Source organism: Streptomyces sp. NRRL B-1347 (genome assembly GCF_000720325.1).
Classification (GTDB): Bacteria; Actinomycetota; Actinomycetes; order Streptomycetales; family Streptomycetaceae; genus Streptomyces.
In genome coordinates, this window is sequence record NZ_JOJM01000327.1 from 1 (window position 1) to 247 (window position 247).

Below are 247 nucleotides of genomic sequence, written 5' to 3' on the forward strand. Positions count from 1 at the left end.
TGTGCGACGTCACGGCCCTGCGCACGCTGCTCGCCACGGCCGATCCGCTGCGGACGGTGGGCTGATGATGACCGACCTCGACGAATACGAGGACAACCAGGAGCCGTTGGGCCCGTACGAGGCCTACCGCAACCACCTCGCCACCTGCCCCCGTCGGCACTTCGGCATCCTCGCCGACTGCTCCGAAGCGGCGCGTCTGCACACCGCTACGGCCACCGCGCCCGCGGGCCCGGCCGGAGGAGGCCGG

1 protein-coding gene is annotated in these 247 nt (G+C 72.5%); it reads left to right on the forward strand.

What is annotated here, in order from left to right; genetic code table 11:
- Nucleotides 1–64: 64 nt before the first annotated feature.
- Nucleotides 65–247, forward strand: a 183-nt coding sequence (locus IG74_RS47475) for a hypothetical protein (RefSeq protein ID WP_037827693.1), incomplete at its 3' end; no start/stop codon positions are given.